Here is a 2,450-nt window from a genome sequence, read left to right on the forward strand (position 1 = left end):
CCGATTAGCGTCCTGCTGGACGCAGTGCGTGTTGCATTTCTTCCCCCACCGCCACTTCGTTCGGCGGTGGGGGTTATTTAGGTATTGTCCTGCCGGACAACAAATTAGCAATATTTATTATCAAATGCTAAAGTTGAGTGAATCAGCAAATAACTTGCTACCACAGCATGTGATATTATTTTAATCACCTTTTTATCCCTTACCTAAAGGCATGGTTTTTCCTTGGAAAAAGCAAAGTTAAATGGAAAAGTGCGACCCCTTCGAGGTCGGATGGGGTGTGTTACTTTACCCGACGGTCTACGACCATCGGTTACGATGCAATGTGACGACTCCGTCGTCAATTAACCGCTGATTCACTATACTTCACCAACCGGAAAAATCCGCTGATCCCTTTTATCACTTTTATCATATTTATCAGATTTATCAGATTTATCAGATTTATCACCTTTATCACTTTTATCACATTTATCAATCATCGGGGGCTTTTGTGAGCTTTTCTGGGTAGATAATAAGGAAAAGCGGAACCCATATTGGATTCCGCCTTGTGATTCGCACAGGATTCAAACCTGTAACCTTCTGATCCGTAGTCAGATGCTCTATTCAGTTGAGCTAGCGAACCATTTATTTCCGTTTTGCGAGTGCAAAGTTACGACGTTTTTCCGAATTGACCAAATATTTTCGCAACTTTTTTTCGAAAAAATTTTATCGAAAATCACTTTCGCTTATCAATCAACGAATTAGAGCAACCAGGTTGCAACCGCCCATACGCCTAAAATTGCCAAAGCGATGAGAGTGGGACCCACGAGGGTCTTATAATTCACGAGATACAGTCCCTGCTTGGGTACATCTACGAGTTCGGCCTTGTGGTCGGCTGTAGCGAGCTGCTTCTCATCAACGGGATTTACGGGTTGTTCAACCTCTTTATATAAACATGCTTTCATTTTCTATGTCGTTTTTTTGTTTAACCGTGCAAAGTTAGTTATAATTTTCGGGAATAGCGTCATGATTGTTGAAAAAACTGTCGTTTTTTGTGTAACTTTGCAACGATGAAGCGCAAGTTATACATATTCAACCCCGAGAACGACATGGCACTGGGGTGCGGCAAGGACAGTTACAATGCCCCGAAATGGGCATTGCAGTGGCGTCACGACCTTGAACTGCTGGCAGGGTATCTTGCCAGCGAGGGAAGCATGGTGCTTGCCCGCGACGCCCAGGCGGCGCAGCGTTGGCTTGACAGCCGCCATCTGGAAGTTGAGGCCATCGACGCCAGCATGCTGCATGCACTGCGCGACATCGAAATCGTGCCCTGGGGGTGGAGCATGCCGCTGTGCAAAGAGCTTGCCCTCGCTGGTATGCACAGGTCACTGCTGCCCTCGCCCGAGGAAATGGCCACAGTGCGCGACCTTGCCCACCGGCGCACATCGATCACGGTGCACGAGGCAATGAGGCAAGAGATGAATCGTGACTTCTCCCCTATCCCGGTGGAACTGGACAATAGCAGCGACGTGCTGCAATGGGCACTCGCCCACCCCGGTTGCTACATCAAGACTCCGTGGAGCGGTAGCGGGCGCGGCGTGTATCGTGCCATCGATGCCGGCACCGAGCAGTTTGAGCGGTGGTGTGCCGGGGCGATTGCACGCCAGGGAAGCGTGCTGTGTGAGGAAGCGCTCGACAAGGTGCTGGACTTTGCGCTGGAATATCATTGCGATGCGGCAAATGGTTGCCAGTTTGCTGGTTACTCGGTATTCAAGAGCGACGAGCAGAGCCAGTATGGCTGCGGCATCGTGGATCAGCCAAGCGCGCTGCGTCATGCGATTGCAAGCCTTTATTCTGGCATAGATGCAGTCAACGAGGCTATGAGACGGGTTATAGAACGGCTCATAGCTCCGCATTATAGCGGTTATCTGGGAGTAGATATGCTGCTCTATCGCAAGGGCGGTGCGATAGATATAGACCCCTGTGTGGAGGTAAACCTACGCTGCACAATGGGCCTAGTGACCAGCATGCTAGGCGAGCGACACGCTATGAGAGGCACATTCTCAATAGTTCCTGCCAGCGATGCCACCCATGCGCTTACACCTATATATAAAAACACCCGCCACGTGGCGCAGATTAAGGATGAAGGATGAAGGATTAAGGATTAAGGATTAAGGATGCTAACCCATCACTCATCTACGCTCAGGCATCTCGCGCAGTAGTAGCACAGCACTCGCGTGCACGACGGGGAACCCGTCGCACTGCATCGTAACCGGCGGTCGGCAGACCGTCGGACAGAAAGTCATCTGCCACATCGGCCTCGGCAGAGGCCGCACTGCATCGTAACCGGCGGTCTATCACATCAATCACTCAAAAAATACTTAGGGTCGTATTCAACTCCGGCTTCGCGCAGCATCATTTTCAGCTCGCTGTCAAACGATTGGCCAACATGATGTGTTTTTTGGTTTGCAATA

The 2,450-nt window shown here is 50.0% G+C and carries 2 protein-coding genes and 1 tRNA gene; 1 reads left to right on the forward strand and 2 read right to left on the reverse strand.

Going from position 1 to position 2,450, the window contains the following annotated elements; translation table 11 throughout:
• Positions 1–545 precede the first annotated feature (545 nt).
• Positions 546–619, reverse strand: a tRNA-Arg gene (locus tag ACKI3C_RS06115).
• Positions 620–737: 118 nt separating this feature from the next.
• Entirely contained in the window at positions 738–941 is a 204-nt protein-coding gene (locus ACKI3C_RS06120) for a hypothetical protein (RefSeq protein WP_321625821.1), read from the reverse strand.
• 105 nt (positions 942–1,046) lie between these two features.
• Between ACKI3C_RS06120 and ACKI3C_RS06125 the strand changes: the two genes are divergently transcribed.
• A complete protein-coding gene (locus ACKI3C_RS06125) occupies positions 1,047–2,129 on the forward strand; it encodes a hypothetical protein (protein WP_407403102.1) in 1,083 nt (360 codons plus the stop codon).
• Positions 2,130–2,450: the final 321 nt, after the last annotated feature.

This window comes from Sodaliphilus sp., assembly GCF_045598405.1.
GTDB classification, from domain to species: Bacteria; Bacteroidota; Bacteroidia; order Bacteroidales; family Muribaculaceae; genus Sodaliphilus; species Sodaliphilus limicaballi.